The 16,544-nt window shown below is 50.6% G+C and carries 13 protein-coding genes; 11 read left to right on the top strand and 2 right to left on the bottom strand.

Annotated features, from left to right (window positions below):
• The first annotated feature begins 5 nt into the window (after positions 1–5).
• The 9 genes from ACYVIC_RS16730 (at position 6) to ACYVIC_RS16690 (ending at position 10,531) form a co-directional block, all read left to right on the top strand.
• Positions 6–1,199, top strand: a complete 1,194-nt coding sequence (locus ACYVIC_RS16730) for an outer membrane beta-barrel protein (RefSeq protein ID WP_460861786.1) — start codon at positions 6–8, stop codon at positions 1,197–1,199.
• A complete protein-coding gene (locus ACYVIC_RS16725; protein WP_460861785.1) occupies positions 1,199–1,723 on the top strand; it encodes a polysaccharide biosynthesis/export family protein in 525 nt (174 codons plus the stop codon). Before ACYVIC_RS16730 ends, ACYVIC_RS16725 begins: the two co-directional genes overlap by 1 nt.
• Positions 1,724–3,910 (top strand): GumC family protein, encoded by a 2,187-nt coding sequence (locus ACYVIC_RS16720; RefSeq protein WP_460861783.1) that lies wholly within the window; start codon positions 1,724–1,726, stop codon positions 3,908–3,910. It abuts the gene before it with no gap.
• Between the two features lie 3 nt (positions 3,911–3,913).
• On the top strand, positions 3,914–4,666 hold the full coding sequence (locus tag ACYVIC_RS16715; protein WP_460861782.1) for a tyrosine-protein phosphatase: 753 nt from the start codon (positions 3,914–3,916) through the stop codon (positions 4,664–4,666).
• Positions 4,666–5,373: a hypothetical protein gene (locus tag ACYVIC_RS16710; protein WP_460861780.1), complete on the top strand. Its 708-nt coding sequence runs from the start codon at positions 4,666–4,668 to the stop codon at positions 5,371–5,373. The genes ACYVIC_RS16715 and ACYVIC_RS16710 overlap by 1 nt, the downstream gene beginning before the upstream one ends.
• Positions 5,366–7,105, top strand: a complete 1,740-nt coding sequence (locus ACYVIC_RS16705; protein ID WP_460861779.1) for an ABC transporter transmembrane domain-containing protein — start codon at positions 5,366–5,368, stop codon at positions 7,103–7,105. Before ACYVIC_RS16710 ends, ACYVIC_RS16705 begins: the two co-directional genes overlap by 8 nt.
• A 122-nt stretch (positions 7,106–7,227) precedes the next feature.
• The gene (locus ACYVIC_RS16700) at positions 7,228–8,550 is read left to right on the top strand and encodes a PP2C family protein-serine/threonine phosphatase (protein ID WP_460861777.1); all 1,323 of its coding nucleotides are present in this window, start codon (positions 7,228–7,230) and stop codon (positions 8,548–8,550) included.
• A 15-nt stretch (positions 8,551–8,565) separates the two neighbouring features.
• Entirely contained in the window at positions 8,566–9,060 is a 495-nt protein-coding gene (locus ACYVIC_RS16695; protein ID WP_460861776.1) for an STAS domain-containing protein, read from the top strand.
• A 100-nt stretch (positions 9,061–9,160) separates the two neighbouring features.
• Positions 9,161–10,531, top strand: a complete 1,371-nt coding sequence (locus tag ACYVIC_RS16690) for an amidohydrolase family protein (RefSeq protein WP_460861774.1) — start codon at positions 9,161–9,163, stop codon at positions 10,529–10,531.
• 135 nt (positions 10,532–10,666) lie between these two features.
• Here ACYVIC_RS16690 and ACYVIC_RS16685 read toward each other — a convergent pair whose 3' ends face one another.
• Positions 10,667–11,530: a DUF2306 domain-containing protein gene (locus ACYVIC_RS16685; protein ID WP_460861772.1), complete on the bottom strand. Its 864-nt coding sequence runs from the start codon at positions 11,528–11,530 to the stop codon at positions 10,667–10,669.
• A 277-nt stretch (positions 11,531–11,807) separates the two neighbouring features.
• Between ACYVIC_RS16685 and ACYVIC_RS16680 the strand changes: the two genes are divergently transcribed.
• On the top strand, positions 11,808–12,923 hold the full coding sequence (locus tag ACYVIC_RS16680) for a helix-turn-helix transcriptional regulator (protein ID WP_460861770.1): 1,116 nt from the start codon (positions 11,808–11,810) through the stop codon (positions 12,921–12,923).
• 38 nt (positions 12,924–12,961) lie between these two features.
• On the opposite strand, the gene ACYVIC_RS16675 is transcribed toward ACYVIC_RS16680, so the two are convergent.
• Positions 12,962–14,803, bottom strand: coding sequence for a S41 family peptidase (locus ACYVIC_RS16675; protein WP_460861768.1), 1,842 nt, complete (start codon positions 14,801–14,803; stop codon positions 12,962–12,964).
• Between the two features lie 202 nt (positions 14,804–15,005).
• Here ACYVIC_RS16675 and ACYVIC_RS16670 point away from each other — a divergent pair, with 202 nt between their 5' ends.
• Positions 15,006–16,538, top strand: a complete 1,533-nt coding sequence (locus ACYVIC_RS16670; RefSeq protein WP_460861767.1) for a GNAT family N-acetyltransferase — start codon at positions 15,006–15,008, stop codon at positions 16,536–16,538.
• The last annotated feature ends 6 nt before the right edge of the window (positions 16,539–16,544 follow it).

The raw sequence follows: 16,544 nt of genomic DNA, 5'->3' as shown, positions 1-16,544 counted from the left end.
GTTCAATGTTTAAACTTTCTCCTGTCACACTTGGCTTAGTTGCTTTGGGTTTAACCACGCAGCTTAGTGCAAATGAATTTGCTGTAGCCAGTATCGCCACTGAAAGCGGTATAGATTTTACGCCTATGCTGCAGGCGCGTTTGAGCCACAACGATAACATTGCCAGTGCCAGTGCGAACGAAGAGTCGAGCTGGATTTTAGCGCTGACACCCAGCCTGCGCGCTATGCTGCAAGATGGTGCTAACCTGTATACGGCTTCTGTCAGTGCAGCCAGTGGCACTTATTTCTCCAGCTCGGATGACAACTTCCTTGATTTTTTCGCTGATGCCAAGGCTAAGGTTGAGTTAAACCAGAGCAACCGTTTTGAAGTCGGTGCGGAGTATGTGTCAGGTCATGAAGACCGTGGTACCGGCGTATCAGAGGGTTTAGGCAACGCCCAGCAAAAACCAGCTGAATTTGATACGGTGAATATCAAAGCACATTACGAGTATGGCGCTATGTCTACACCGGCCCGCGTTCGCTTGATGGTTGGTTTGTACGACAAAGAATTCAGCAATTATGAAAATCTTACCCTGTACCGTAACTATGACAGCGTGTCTTACGGCGCAGCATTTTATTACGACACCCAGGCGACCAGCCGTGTTGTAACCGAAATTACCCGCGAAGACATCAGTTATGATGTAGTTGACCCAACCGGTTTACGTGACAGTGTAACAACCAACTACCGCATAGGTATGGAGTGGGAAGCTACGGCATTAACGTCGGGCAGTTTCCGTGTTGGCTATCAGGATAAAAACTTTGACAACGCTGCGCGTAAAGACTTTAGCGGCATTACCTGGAACGCGTCGGTGGCTTATGCGCCGCTGAGCTATTCGACATTTCAGTTAAGCACCGGCCGTCAGGCTAAAGATCCAAACGTTCAGGGTGATTACGTAAAAGAAACCCTGCACAGCGTAAGCTGGAAGCACGATTGGTCTGAATTGTTGTCCAGTTCTGTTGGTTTTAACTATAGCCACGAAGACTATTCAGGCGCTGACCGTACTGATAAAACCAAAGGCTTTAATCTGGCCGCTAACTACTTGCTGCGCAGCAATATTTTGCTAACGGCAGGTACCGATTTAACGCGGAAGTCTTCTACCGTTGAAAACATTCGTTTCGACAGAAATGTGTTTTACGTTGGAGTTCAAGCGGGTTTCTGATGCTGACACTGAAACAAGTATTGTTACTGGGAGGGCTGGCATTTGCCAGCCTGAACGTTTTTGCTGACGACAGTTATCTGTTGGGTGCTGGCGATAAAATTGATATCCGGGTGTTTGGCCAGGATGATTTAGCCCTGCAAACCCAGCTTACCGATAGCGGTACGATTAACTATCCGTTTTTAGGCAGCATTAAGGCTACCGGCTTAACGCTGAAACAGCTTGAGCAGCTTATTTATCAGGGCCTTAAGGGCGATTACCTGGTAGAGCCTAATGTGTTTGTTGGCATTGACGAGTACCGGCCATTTTACATTCATGGTGAAGTGAAAAAACCGGGTGCTTATCCTTATCAACCGGGAATGACCGTAAACCAGGCGGTGGCGTTGGCTGGCGGCCTGACCGAGCGTGCTTCACGCGATCGTATTGTTATTGCCCGCGAAGCCAATAAAGCCCAAACCGAAAACGGTACGCTAAACAGCCGGGTGCTGGCGGGTGATACCCTGACTATTTTACAGAGATTCTTTTAAATGCAGCTTGAAACAATGCGTGCTGATGGCGCCGGTTCGGCAGTTCAGGTTATTGATTTAAAAAAAACCTTTAATGTAATTTACCGTGCTAAGTGGCGCATTATGGCGTTTACGCTGTTGTGTGGTGCGCTGGCAACGCTGGTGTTGTTAAATATGGCGCCGGTATACCGCGCTACCTCAACCTTGTTGTTAGAGGCGACTCAGGCACGGGCGATTAAAATTGAAGAAGTTTACGGCTTTAACTCATCGCAGCAGGAATATTACCTGACGCAGTTTGAGGTATTAAAGTCGCGTTCTATCGCCGAGCAGGTATTTAACCGGCTGGATGTTGCCAACCATCCGGAATATCAACCCAAGCCCGGTGTTAAACAGCAATTGCTGGCACTGCTGCCGTTTTTACCGCAGCAGGGAGCAGAGCACGATGCTGAATATGCGGCATTTTTACAGCGTAAACAGCAGTTGGACGCCTTTGTCAGCAATATTGCTATTGCGCCGGTTAGACGTACCCAGTTAGTGCGGCTGAGTTTTAGCTCTGAAGACCCGCAGCTGGCGCGTGCCGTGGCAAACGCCCTGGGCGATGAATATATTAACAGCCAGCTGGATGCACGCTTGGGTATTACGCAAAAGGCCAGTAGCTGGCTGGGCGGGCGCGTGGCAGAGCTGCGTGAACGGCTTGAGCAAAGCGAATTAAAGCTGGAGCAATTTCGCGCAGAGCATAACCTGGTTGATGTTGAAGGCGTAACGTCTTTAGATCAGCGTGAGCTGGAGCGTTTAAACGAGCAGCTATCTGTAGCGCGTGCCCGTAAAGCAGAGACTGAGGGCTTTTTAGCTTTGGTACAACGCTTTCGCCGTGACGACATACGTGGCCTGGAAAGCCTGCCGGAAATTACCTCGCATGTTTCTATACAAAATGTAAAGCGCGAGGTGTTGATCACTGAACGTAAAGTGTCAGAGTTGGCTAAGGTCTTCGGCCCTAAACACCCAAAGATGATCTCGGCTCAGGCTGAGCTGCAAACGGTGCAGAAAAGTCTGGCGCAACAAATTTTGCGCCTGATAGACGGCGTAGAAAAAGAAGCCCAGGCGGCTGCCGAGCGTTTAACTGCGCTGGAGCAACGTTTTGCCCAGGCCAGAAGCCGGTTTTCTGGTTTAGGATCAGTAGAAGCCGATTATCGTCGCTTGGATCGGGAAGTGCAAACTAACCGTCTGTTGTTTAATAACTTTATGGACAGACAAAAAGAAACCGAAGTAACAGGTGACTTTGATGCGCCGATAGCCCGGTTTACTGATTTAGCCGGTTTGCCAACCGAGCCTGAAAAACCGAATAAAAAGTTGATATTGTTGCTGGTATTGGTAGCTGCCGGCGGTTTTGCTACCGTAATGGCATTGGTATTTGATGCGCTGAACGATACCGTTAAACATCTGGCTGATGTCGAAAATATGCTGCAACAACGTGCATTGGGCTTTTTGCCCCGTGGTGCGAAAAAAGCCGGCGAAACGCAGCGTGCGCGGGCGTTTTTTGACCGCACACAACGCCAGCATAAAGAAGCAGTGGCCAATATCCGCACCGGTTTATCCTTACTGGCAATTGATAAGCCATTAAAAGTGATTGAGGTTACCTCATCTTATCCGGGCGAGGGTAAAACCTCTGCCAGCCTTAATCTGGCATTTGCTTTTGGTGCGCTGGAGCGGGTATTATTGATTGATGCTGATATGCGCAAGCCTACACTGGGTGCAAAATTGGGCTTGCCTGGCTATCAAACCGGCCTGGCCAATGTATTGTCCGGTACAGAAAAGCTCAGCGATTGTATTGTTAGGGACGAGCAAAGCGGCGTTGATGTGCTTACCGCCGGTGCTGTGCCGCTAAATCCATTGGAGCTGTTAGCTGGTGGCGCCTTTAACAAGCTGTTAAATGAGCTAAAAGCAGATTACGACAAGATTATTGTTGATACGCCGCCGGTGCAGCTGGTTAGTGATGGCTTACTGTTGGCGCCGATGTGTGACGCGGTTATTCTGGTGGTTAAAGCCGACCATACCCGCAGCCCGGCGGTAAAAAATTCTATAGCGAAGATCAATCAAGCACATGGTAACCTGTATGGTGTTGTGTTAAACCAGATGGATACCGAAAAAGCAGCCAGTTACTACGGCCAATATGGCCAGTATGGTTACTATGGTACAGAGCAGGCATAACCCTTGATTGATTTACATTGTCATATTTTACCGGCAATTGATGATGGTGCAGCCGATATGGCTGAAGCCCTGGCGTTGCTGCGTCTGGCGCAGCAGCAAGGTATCAGCCATATGGTGGCAACGCCGCATGTGCAATCGGGTTACTATGACAATAGCGTAACGGTAATTACCGATGCACTACAGCAGCTGCGCCAGGCAGCCGCCCAGGCTGGTATTGATATTCAGCTTGCCGCTGCAGCCGAGCTACGGGTTGAGCCCCAACTTCTTCAGTTGGCCGAGCGTAAAGCGTTGCCTTTGCTAGGCCATTATCAAAACGATATGTTGCTGTTGTTGGAGTTTCCACACAGCCATATACCGCCTGGCAGCGACAAGCTGATTAAATATCTTGCCCGGCTTGGTTACCGTATTATGGTGGCTCACCCGGAGCGCAACCGCGAATTGCAACAAGAGCCGGACAAAATTAACCAGTTAAAACGGCTGGATTGTCTGTTTCAGCTCACCGCCGCTTCGGTGCTGGGCGTGATGGGCGATAAACCGATGCAATTGGCCCGCCAGTATCTTAGCGACGGCATTTTTACCGTGGTGGCCACAGATTGCCATTCGTTAAAACGCCGGCCGCCACAATTGGCGCAGGCGAAAGCACAGATCGCCAGCTGGTTGTCGCCAGAGCTGGCACAGCAGCTTTGCGTGGATACACCGGCGCAGATCAGCCAGTCGTTGTTTGCCAGCGCTGCCGGCGTCAGGGTTGCCAGCTGATGCAAGCGAATAGTAGCCGCTGGGTTTATCCGCTACTGGCTCTGCTGATGTTACTGGCGGTGGTGTTGTTGCTACGCCAGGGCCTGGCCAGTGCGTATCATTTTAAATCGGTGTTTTATCTCGACAGCTGGCACAGCAGCAAAACGCTTTCTAATACCGCTTATCAGGATGCGAAAGCGGCTGCTGAGCGCGCCGTGCAATTAGATAGTGCCAACCCGCATTACAGGTTAATGCTGGCCCGTACGTTAGAGTGGGGGCATCATCAGCAGCTGGAGCACATCGACACTGGGCTGCTGAACCAGCTGTATCAACAAGCGCTGGCGCAGCGGCCACAATGGGGCGACGGCTATGCCGCTTACGCTTATGCGTTGGCCTGGGTATTAAACCAACCTGATGCTGCGGCTGAGCAACTGTTGCTGGCTGAGCAATTCGGGCCCTATATGCCACAGCCACTGCTGTTAAGCGTAAGGCTGGCCAACGATTTCTGGCCACACCTAAACCAGAAGTTTAAAGCTCAATATTTTCATAACCAGTTAAAGCTGGCCAAAGCCTATTACCCGGTTTATCGCCAGTTTATTACCTTATCCCGTAATAGCCCGCTGCAAAAAGTGCAGTGCGCTTACTTACGTCAGCAGGCGCTTAGCTCAGACGAATATAGCCGTCTGCAACGCCAGCTGTGCCAACATTGGCCAAAATCAGTTGGCTAACGTAGCCACATTACCCTGGCTTGGCAGTTTTTTACTGCCCTACCGTAATCGCGTGCTGTTGGCTCTGCTGTTTTTATTGATTGGCTCGCTTAGCTGGCTGGCGTTGGGCCAGGGTGTGCGTTTATTGGTCGATGAAGGCTTTGTAGCGGATAACGGTGCGCGGTTAAATCAAATTACCCTGGGTATTTTGCTGGTGTGCACGCTGGCGTCTGCTGCGGTATTTTGCCGCTTTTATTTAATGACCTGGTTGGGCGAGCGGGTGAGTGCCGATATCCGTAACCGCGTTTATCAGCATATGCTTAAACTGTCGCCGGCATTTTACAGCCAGATGCGCACCGGCGAAGTTATCTCCCGTTTTACTGCCGACACCACCTTGCTGCAAAGTGTGGTGGGTTCTAGCCTGTCTATGGCACTGCGCTCTACCGTGACGGCTATTGGCGGTTTGCTGATGATGGCGCTAACCAGCTATAAAATGACCGGCCTGGTGTTACTGGCGGTACCGCTGGTCTTGTTGCCCATTATTGTACTGGGGCGCAAAGTACGCAGTTTGTCGCGGGCCAGCCAGGACAGGTTAGCTGATGTTGGTGCCTATGTAGATGAAAGCCTGCACGAAATTCACACCGTACAGTCATACGGCCACGAGCCGCGTGATAAGCAGTTATTTGCCGGCCACATTGAACAGGTGATGCAAGCGGCAAAGCAGCGCATTGTTTACCGCTCATTGCTTATAGCTGCGGTAATGCTGCTGAGTATCAGTGCCATGGTGCTGATAAGCTGGGTGGGCGCGCGTGATGTAATGGCGGGCAGAGTAAGCGCGGGTGAGCTGACCGCGTTTATGTTTTACGCAGTCATGGTGGCGGGCAGCGCGGCTACTATCAGTGAGGTTATCGGTGATATTCAGCGTGCCGCCGGCGCTACCGAACGGCTGATTGAACTGGCTACCGCACCGGTAGACATTTGCTCACCGCTGCTGCCGCAACAGCTAAAACAGCCAGTTAGTGGTGCGCTGAGCATACGTCAGTTAAGTTTTGCCTATCCGCAAGCCGCCGATAAAACTGTGCTTAGTCAGTTAAATGTTGACATTAAACCCGGTGAACGCATTGCGCTGGTAGGCCCCAGCGGCGCCGGTAAAACCACCTTGTTTCAGCTGCTGCAACGTTTTTATCAACCCGCTGCCGGGCAAATTTTGCTCGATGGCACTGATATCAGCCAACTGGATCTGGCTGAACTTCGCGCTCAGTTTGCCCTGGTGCCGCAAGAGTCGGTGATCTTTGCCACCACAGTGCTGGAAAACGTGCGCTACGGCCGGCCGGACGCGACAGAGCAAGAGGTAATTGCCGCCTGTGTTGCGGCGCGTGCCGATGGTTTTATCCGTGATTTTACTGATGGCTACGCTACCGAGTTGGGTGAGCGCGGTGTGCGCTTATCCGGCGGCCAAAAGCAGCGTATTGCCATTGCCCGGGCTATTTTGGCTGACCGGCCGGTATTACTGCTGGATGAAGCCACCAGCGCACTGGATGCTGTAAGTGAGCAGCAGGTACAGCAGGCGCTGGACTATTTAATGCAAAATAAAACCACGCTGATTATTGCCCACCGTTTAGCTACCGTTATTAATGCTGATCGGATCTTGCTGCTGGATCAGGGGCGCCTGACAGACAGCGGTACGCATCAGCAGCTGCTGCAAAGCAGCCCTTTGTATCAGCAATTAGCCCGCTTGCAACTGTTAAGCTGATAGGTTGTTGCCGGTGCCACCGGCTGCTAGCCAGTAACAGCAATAGCTGTCGCATCTTAACGCCGTGCCAGCTATAGTTAATCTACACCATAGCTATCGACAGCGATCTAAAGGAATGCCGTATGCCGCAGGGCTCTGATGGCCAGCACCTTACCGGGCCGGATGACAATATACTGGTGTTTGCAGCTGATACCGACGCAGACAACGCGCCGCTGGCCAGCTGGACGGTACTGATTGTTGATGACGACGCCGAAATTCATCAGATCACCAAATTGGCGCTGCGCGACTTTAATTTTCAGCAGCACAAACTTAATTTTATCAGCGCCTACAGTGCTGCCCAGGCCCGTGAACTGCTGGCAACCACGCATGATATTGCGCTGATCTTGCTTGACGTGGTAATGGAAACCGACGACGCCGGCTTAACGCTGGTGCGCTATATCCGCGACAACTTGCATAACAACCTGGTCAGAATTATTCTGCGCACCGGCCAGGCAGGTCAGGCCCCTGAACAGCGCGTGGTGCAGGACTACGATATTAACGATTATCGTGCCAAAACCGAGCTGACGGTACAGCGCCTTACAACCTCGGTAGTGTCGGCCTTGCGGGCTTATGTGGCTATTGAACAGTTGGCCCAGTTAAATACTAACCTCGAGCAGCAGGTACAGGCCAGAACCGCAGAGCTTGAAGCCAGTAATCAGCAATTGCAGCAAACCCTGGCTGAACTGGAAGCCGGCGAGCGTGCCGGCAAGCAAGTGCAGTTTAAAATGCTGCCGCCACAGGATTTTTGCGTGGCACAATTTCACTTCAGCCATGCGTTGTACCCGTCTGAGTTTATGAGTGGCGACTTTGTCGACTATTTTGCCGCCGACGAGCACAAGGTGGTGTTTTATATTGCCGATGTGTCGGGCCATGGCGTGGCGTCAGCCTTTGTTACCGTGTACTTAAAACGTTTTATCAGCGCCAACCTTGAACTTTACCGCCGTGGCAGTTCGGCTAAAGTGGTAGACCCTGCAGCATTGCTAACTGGCCTGAACACCGAATTACTGCAGGAAAAAATCGACAAATATATCGCCTTGTTTTACGCCGTGCTGGATACCCGCAGTGGCGACATAACCTATGCCAATGCCGGAGCCTTTCCCTGGCCCTTGTTATTGCAGGCTGCAGATGCCGGTTATTTGCCGTTAAAAAGCACCCCGGTGGGCATGTTCGACTTTGCCGCTTACACCAATCAATGTTTGCAACTGCAGCCGGGCGGTCGTTTGTTACTGTTTTCTGACGGTATTTTAGACTTACTGCCACAGCAGGCTACGGAGCAAAAACTGCAATATTTGCAGCAATCTGGCCAGCAGCACAGTGATATCAGTGCATTGCTGGAGGCATTGGAGATTGATCCTACGCAGCCATTGCCGGACGATTTAACTATACTGACACTGACACGCTTTTAACCTGCAGGAGGGATAATGCCAGAGCAAGAGCAAATTTTGTTTGCCTGTGTGGATAACTGCTGTTATTTCAAACTACGAGGCGCGCTGCGCTACACCAATGCGACCGGCATGGACGATCTGGTAGAGCGGCTGTTCAGCCAGCACACCGCCTGCAACCGGGTGGTGGTCGATTTAAACGAAACCAGCTTTATGGACAGCACCTATATTGGCCTGCTGGCTGGCCTGGCGCGTTATTGTCAGCTGCAACAACTGCCACGGCCAACGCTGTTTTCGACCAATGCCGAGGTGAACGAGCTGCTGTTTAGTCTGTGCCTGGAGCAGGCCTTTGATATTGTGCAACAACCCACCCATCAGGTGCTTGCCATGGCGGCAATAGGCACACAGCAATACACTGAACAGCAGCAAGGAGAGATGATCCTGCGGGCGCACGAGGCACTGATTGCATTGAACGACAGCAATAAGTCGCAGTTTCAGCCGGTGGTTGATTTACTGAAACAACAATTAAAATAGCGGCCGCACAGACCAATTAGCTGTTTTATCGCAAACCGGCGGCGAAGCTGTTTGGCAGGTGCTACAGTGGGCCAACGGTTGTTATGGCAACGGATCTAAAATGAATAAGCAGTTTTGGTCAACGATTTTACTAATAGGTTTCATAACAATGGTGCCTGCTGTTAGCAGTGACACTGTTCAGCCGCAAGCACCGTACACCTTGTTTGATCAGGTGCATGTATTACCGATGGACTCAAATCAGTTGCTGCGCAATCAGCGCGTGCTGGTGCAGGGCGATCGTATTATTGCCGTTGCGCCAGCGGCTGAACTAGCGCTGCCAAAAGGTGCCACCGTGATTGACGGGGCGGGGCGTTACCTGATGCCGGGCCTGGCAGAAATGCATGGCCATGTGCCGCCGCTGGCCGATTTCAGCGGCATGCCAGCGCGCTATTTAGACGATGTATTAACACTGTATCTGGCCGGTGGCGTGACCACAGTGCGAGGCATGTTGGGGCATGATCAGCAATTGCGTTTAAAAGAGGATATTGCCACCGGCAAGCGTCTGGGGCCAACCTTGTATCTGGCTGGGCCCAGCTTTAATCAGCATACGGTAACCTCAGCAGAGCAAGCGCGTGAACGGGTGCGCCAGCATAAGCGGGAAGGCTGGGACTTACTGAAAATTCACCCGGGTTTAAGCCTCACGCACTATCAGGCGATAGCCGATGAAGCAAAACAACAAGGCATCGATTTTGCCGGCCATGTGCCGGAGGCGGTAGGCATTGAGCAGGCTATTTTGCTCGGCAGCCGCACCATCGACCATTTGGATGGTTATATGGCAGCCTTGGGCGGTTTTGATAAAGCACTGACGGCTGCCGATATGGCGCCACTGGTGGCGCTGACTAAGAGCAACAATGTGGCGGTAGTGCCTACTCAGGCGCTGTGGCAAACCATTATTGGCGCATCTGATGCCAGGCAGCTGCAAAACTATGACGAGCTGAAATATATGCCGACGCGGGTAATCGCCGGTTGGCAACGTTATTTGCAACAGCCGGGCGGCGCTTATTACAGCGGTGATACGGCGGCGCTGCATGCACAAAACCGCCAACGCTTACTGCGGGCGTTAAATGACGCCGATGTCACTATCTTAATGGGTACCGACGCGCCGCAGCTATATAGCGTGCCCGGGCTGTCGCTGCGCCGCGAACTGCCACAGATGGCCGCCGCAGGCATGAGTAATTACGCTATTTTGCGCAGCGGCACTGCGCTGGTGGGCGAGTATTTTGCTGATAAAGACCGCTTTGGCCAGGTAAAAGCCGGCCAGCGTGCCGATTTACTGTTGCTGGAGGGTAATCCGCTACAGGATTTATCCGTGCTGTATCAGCCGGCCGGGGTAATGGTGCGCGGCCAGTGGCTAAGCCGCGCCACGCTTGATAGCAAATTGGCAGAAATAGCCGAAGCTCGGCTGTCAGAAAATAGTGCAGCAGCAAAGTAGTTATATCAACAACTTACCAAAAAACTGATTCTCAGGGCTTTTGTAAAATGAGCAGACCTTTATACGGTAAGCCCTGATTACTAAGCGCGTCTTTTTAAGCCCTAAATACTTATATTTGTTTAAACTGCCGTTGTGTTATGCGCCGATTTTGGGGAGCCATGAAACACTGCTGATCGCAAATATGCCTATTGCCATCGCAGCGCAAAACACAAAGATGAGACTGGCGACGGCGCTCTGGTAGCGTTTGTTTTTAGGCTTGCTGGCCCAAAAATACAGTTCCAGCACTGCTAGCGGCAGCAAATACTGGGCAAAGGACACCACTTCGAGGAAAGGACCGGTGAAGGTTTTGCCGTCGATGCCGATGCCGCCTGTAGCGATAAACCAGCCAAACACCATCAGTCGAAGAAACCACACTGCGCTGACTACCATAAACAGCCGCAGTGCCCAGCGGCGGTGTGCGGCAAAGTTGCGTTTGATTGCGTAGTAAAGGGCTATGGGCACAAAAAGCATTACCAGCACGCCGCTGCCGGTGACACCAATATCCTGGATCAGTGAACCGATGACCCGCTCCCGCGACCAGGTGAGGTAGAATCCAGCGATACTGACAATCACCGAAGCGCTCATAAAGAACCAGCCGCTGCTACGGTGCAATAGGGGCAGTTTACTACGGATGGCTGGCACCAGCTGAATTTGACCGGCGGCAATAATCAGACCCGCCAGCAGAATATGGATTGCCAGTGCCATATTGCCAATGTCGTCTTCGGCGATAAAGCCATTTGCCAGATGGGTTCCTGCAAAGCCACCGACACCATCCGCGGCAAACCGCAGGCCGTAATAGCCCGCGATATAAGCCACGAACAGCCACTGGCCTATAGCGGTGATGATAAACCCGGTTTTGGCTGAGCGGGCAAGCCAGTCTGGTTTAGGTTTTTGGCGCATAGACGTGTTGGCGTCAATTGTAATATCGGTCATTGTGTTTCCTCGTATTTTTGCGGGCATAGATCCGGCACTGCTTGCTATATATCATTGGAATAGCCACTTTTTTTGTTGAGCATGTTCTGAGTGCTTCTTGCTTGTAAACACTGTCATCGTGCCAGCCAATGCGCCCCTTATCGCGCCAAATTTCAAATTCGGCGCATGGTTTTATGTTCAAAATCAGGTTTTTAAAGACGGTTACTTTTTGTAACACAGCAATCAACAATAAAAAAAAATGCACTTTGACGTTAACTTAAGCCAACTGTTAGCATTAAGCGTTGCGGTTTGTGGGAGAGGCAGGGTGTACCAGACTATTCATATAGTGTTGCTGATTGTCAGCTGTGGCTTACTGTGTAGCCAACTGTTCGTGCGGCAAAAAAAGCTGGTGCATCTGCTGTTTGCTGCATTCTGTGGTTCTATGGCGATTACGGCGATTAAACGCCTGGGTGGCGACGGCTTTGGCTTTTACCAGTATTTTGTGGCGATGGGCGCATGTATGACATGCAACGGCGGTTGGCTGCTAGCCCGGGCGTTATTTAGGCAAGGCCGGGCTATTTTACTACAGCATATTCTGGTGGCTGCTGCGATAGCCTTATTAATGATAAGCTTACAGGCCATGCAGTTGCTGCAACAATTCTGGCCGGAAAGCCAAACGCTGCTGGCTTCGGCCCGTGTGGTTTGTAAAGAGCTGCTAATCTTACTGTCTTCCGCCATTTTAATGCTTACGCTGTGGGAAGGATGCCGGGGTTATAGCCAGACACGCGGTGCTGAACGATGGCATCGGCAGGTGTTTTTGGCTACCTATGGCGGCGCCATAGCAATTTGTGGTGTTATCGCAAAAATATGGCTGCCAGCCGAAGGGGCCGCATTGCAGCATGATTTACTTAGCGCCGTGGCGGCTTTAAGCATACTGGTGGTGACGCAATGGCTTATTTACTGCCGCTTTAATAAGCCACTTTGGGCCCAGCCACAGTGTACTGAGGAGGCAGTAATACAAACCCGGCTTGAGCCTGCGGCTTTACAGACTGCGTCTTTGGCAACGGCGTTAACGCAGGCGGATAGCCAGCTATGCGACAACATCCGCCAGCTGCTATTTCAGCAACAGCTGTTTTTACAGGCTAATTTGCGGCTAACCGATCTGGCGAAATTGTTGGACGTACCGGAATACCGCATCAGCAGATTGCTCAGGTCACAGTTTCATGCCAGCAATTTTAATCAGTTTATTAATACGTTACGCATTGAGCATGCAAAAACATTGCTGTCAGATCCTGCTAAAGGACATTGGCCGGTAGTAGTGATTGGCCTGGAAAGTGGTTTTGCCTCGGTTGGTCCTTTCACCCGGTCGTTTAAAACGATAGTGGGTTACACCCCACATGAGTTTCGTCAAACCGTGCTGCAGCTATGCCATAATACTTAAGTAGTTGCTCAGCTGCGGCGATTACAGGCAGCTGCTTATTATTGGCCTGCAGCCAATAACGCTATGCGTTGCTGCAAATACTCAATAGCGGCATCGAGCTGCACATCGCGTTGCTGACGGATACCCTCTACCGTTAACGGCACCAGAATATCTGGCTGAATGCCTACACCAATCAGAGCACTACCGTCATGTTGGGTGACTTCCATGCCGGTAAAAACCCCTGTAAGGCCTGTTGCCTCAATACCACCTAACAAATTGAAAAAGGTAATATTGCCGTTAATACCAAAGGTTGGCTCGCCTAAAATGGGTAAACCTGCACTTTGCGCATACCCTAATGCGTGTTCGTTTTGAGACACGCTATAGCGGGAACTCAATACCACCACTGGCTGTGTAAGTCTTGGTGTTAAGGCGCTGGCAGATTGCGGAATATGCTGGCGAAAACGTTGTAGTGGATCAGGGTGGTTAGCATAGTGCAAGTACATAGGAAGCGAGCTAAAAGTGTCAGTAGCAAAATAGCCCAGCATAGTACGCCAGCCTTCCCAACTTTGCGGATAATTGCGCAGATCAAGCACCACAGCCCGACTCTGCCTCAGGTTATTAATTGTTTCTGCAAAGTGCTCCGGCTGGGTTTTACTGACATTAACATAGGCTATATCAGCAGACAGTTGTTGATATTGTGGTAGCGCTTTATAGGTCAATTGGTCAGACGCTTGGCGTGAAAAAGCTGAATCTTCCGTCGCGCTAAGACGTTGCTGAAACAGCTGGCCGTCTTTGTTTCGCAGCGTCAGTGTAAACTGCTGGCCTAATGCGCCGCGCAACATAAACTGCGTTACAGCAGTATTAGCACTGAACTTGGCTGACTTTAGCGAATAAGGCTGTAAGGATGACACGACGTCTGCTACTGGTTGGCCGTTGATTTCCAGCAGTTCATCGCCAAATTCAATGTCGGTCACTGCAGCAGTTTTATGCACAGCCACCACTTTGTTTTCAATTAAATCGAAACGAACCGGGGTAAAGTGGTTGCCTAACCATGATTCAATGTAAGGATTAATTAGCACGATATGGTTATCCTGCAACTTTGTTAAACTGGCATAGATTTGTTTTATCAGCGCTTGCCTATCCTCAGTTGCGCAGCTGCTTAGCAAGGCTGGTAGCTCGGCTTGCCAATCGACATCAATCACCAGAAAATAAGGATAGAAATTGGCAATTACCGACCAAAGTTCGCCGGCAACTGCTAAGCACACCATCGGATGAGCCAAATTAGCCGGGATCCGAAAGCGTTGCGAAGTGTGAAAGGTATTGCCTAAGGGCAGGGTGCGTTGCCCATCGTAACGGTTTACCTGAGGAACAACCGCACTAAGTAGCTGGTCTTGATAGCTAAATTGTGCACTGGCCGGGCTGCCTGCAGTAGCGGCTAACTGAGTCATGGCCATACTGATGCGCTGGCGGGCATAGACTGAGCCAGGATCGTTTTCGTCGTAACCATTTTGCAGCCAGAACAACACTCTGCTGTCGCTATCCAGTTGTCGGTCTACTGCAGGTTGGCCATTAAAACTAATATCCGGCGCTATGCTGCTCAGTCGCTGCTGAATAACCGATAAGGCTGCAGCTGTATCGCTGGCTGTGGCAATCAAATAGGCCGACTCGGCCAGAAATGCATCCCAATTGCTGTTTGCTACCGCATCGCCGGGATGATGGTAACGTACTTGTCCAGCTAATTGAAAAAATGAGGCAAGATAGGGGAGACGATCTGTAAATGCCGTCTCGGGCAGCTGCGGCAACTGCTGGACCGGAGGTGTCACGGGCTCTGATTTTGGCTCAGAACCACCGCAACCGAATAAGAACGCAATTAACATCAGTCCAACCCAACGTGCATCCATGATCGTCACCTTTTTTTGTTTAAAAAATAAACTAACATAAAAAAAACACTGAATAAACCAAATGCTGTTTTTGTTAGCATTGTTTGGCCTCGCTACCAGACCCAACAACAAACAGCGGTATTTGGCTACCTGGTTTTGCATACGACAGTGTTGCTTCAGGTTGTGTTACCCTTAAGGTCTTACTGCAACAACAGGAGACATTATGGAAGCCAATCATGTTGAAGTGCGCCATCTGACCCATGAGGATATGACGGCGCTGCGTAAAGCATCAGAAAAGGTGTATCAGGACGCGCCGTTATTGAGCTGGACCGAGCCGGTTGTTAATACGTTACTTACCAAGTTTCCTGATGGCCAGCTGTGTGTTTGTGTTGATGGCAAAGTTGTCGGCTGTGCCTTTTCGCTGATTATCGACTACAGCAAATTCAGTGACGAGCATACCTATGATCAAATTGTCACCGGCTTCTCGTTTAAAAATCATGATCCCAACGGTGATGTGTTATACGGCATCGAGGTGTTTATTCACCCGGACTACAGAGGCCTGCGTTTGGCACGCCGCTTGTACGATGCCCGTAAAGAGCTATGCGAAAATCTGAATTTGCGCGCCATTATGGCCGGCGGCCGCATGCCGAACTATACCGATTACGCCGATAAACTCAGCGCCAAGCAATATATTGAAAAAGTGAAAGTGCGGGAAATTCACGACCCGGTGCTGAGTTTTCAGCTTGCCAATGGCTTTCATGTGCGCAAATTACTTAAGGGCTATCTGCGCGGTGATACCCAGTCGCAGGAATATGCCACCTTGCTGGAATGGGCCAATATTTACTATACCAAGTCAGTTAAGCTTATTAATGCACCCAAGGCCGAAGTGCGGCTGGGGTTGGTGCAGTGGCAAATGCGTAATATGAAAGATATCAATCAACTGTATGAGCAAATGGAGTTTTTTGTCGATGCGGTATCGGATTACAAAAGTGACTTTATCCTGTTTCCCGAGCTGTTTGCTGCACCTTTAATGGAGCACTATAACCATTTAAGCGTCACCGAAAGTATCCGCCAACTGGCCAAATATACTGAAACCATCCGCGATAAATTTATCGAATTTGCCATTGCTTACAATATCAACATTATTACCGGCAGTATGCCGTATCTGATTGACGGCAAACTCTATAACAGCGGCTTTTTATGTCGCCGTGATGGCAGCTGGGAGCAGTACGACAAGGTGCATGTTACCCCGGCAGAAAAACGTAACTGGGCGATGACCGGTGGTAATAAGGTTGAAGTATTTGACACCGACTGCGGCAAAATAGGCATTATGATTTGCTACGATGTCGAGTTTCCGGAATATGCCCGGTTGTTGTCTGATCAGGGTATGAATATTTTGTTCGTACCGTTTTTAACCGATACGCAAAACGGCTACACCCGGGTGCGGCATTGCGCCATGGCGCGTGCTATAGAAAACGAGTGTTATGTTGCTATTGCCGGGGCGGTAGGTAACTTAGCCAGGGTAAATAATATGGATATTCAGTACGCGCAGTCGGCGCTGTTTACACCGTCGGATTTTGCCTTTCCTACCACGGGTATTAAAGCCGAGGCCACCCCTAATTCCGAGATGTTGCTAATAGTGGATGTTGATCTGGATGCACTAAAAGAGCTGCACACCCATGGCAGTGTTAATACCATGAAAGACCGGCGCCACGATGTCTATCAGTTATCGCTGGTCAAGCCGGTGCAGAAATAACAAAAG

Source organism: Rheinheimera gaetbuli, assembly GCF_054781935.1.
This window is presented reverse-complemented; position numbering and strand designations above follow the sequence as displayed.

Excerpts from the sequence above, each read along its gene's own strand:
- ACYVIC_RS16695 (WP_460861776.1), top strand. The coding sequence starts at position 8,566 with ATGCCAGAGCAAGAGCAAATTTTGTTTGCCTGTGTGGATAACTGCTGT.
- ACYVIC_RS16710 (WP_460861780.1), top strand. The coding sequence starts at position 4,666 with ATGCAAGCGAATAGTAGCCGCTGGGTTTATCCGCTACTGGCTCTGCTG.
- ACYVIC_RS16730 (WP_460861786.1), top strand. The coding sequence starts at position 6 with ATGTTTAAACTTTCTCCTGTCACACTTGGCTTAGTTGCTTTGGGTTTA.
- ACYVIC_RS16670 (WP_460861767.1), top strand. The coding sequence starts at position 15,006 with ATGGAAGCCAATCATGTTGAAGTGCGCCATCTGACCCATGAGGATATG.
- ACYVIC_RS16700 (WP_460861777.1), top strand. The coding sequence starts at position 7,228 with ATGCCGCAGGGCTCTGATGGCCAGCACCTTACCGGGCCGGATGACAAT.
- ACYVIC_RS16690 (WP_460861774.1), top strand. The coding sequence starts at position 9,161 with ATGAATAAGCAGTTTTGGTCAACGATTTTACTAATAGGTTTCATAACA.
- ACYVIC_RS16725 (WP_460861785.1), top strand. The coding sequence starts at position 1,199 with ATGCTGACACTGAAACAAGTATTGTTACTGGGAGGGCTGGCATTTGCC.
- ACYVIC_RS16675 (WP_460861768.1), bottom strand. The coding sequence starts at position 14,803 with ATGGATGCACGTTGGGTTGGACTGATGTTAATTGCGTTCTTATTCGGT.
- ACYVIC_RS16685 (WP_460861772.1), bottom strand. The coding sequence starts at position 11,530 with ATGCCCGCAAAAATACGAGGAAACACAATGACCGATATTACAATTGAC.
- ACYVIC_RS16720 (WP_460861783.1), top strand. The coding sequence starts at position 1,724 with ATGCAGCTTGAAACAATGCGTGCTGATGGCGCCGGTTCGGCAGTTCAG.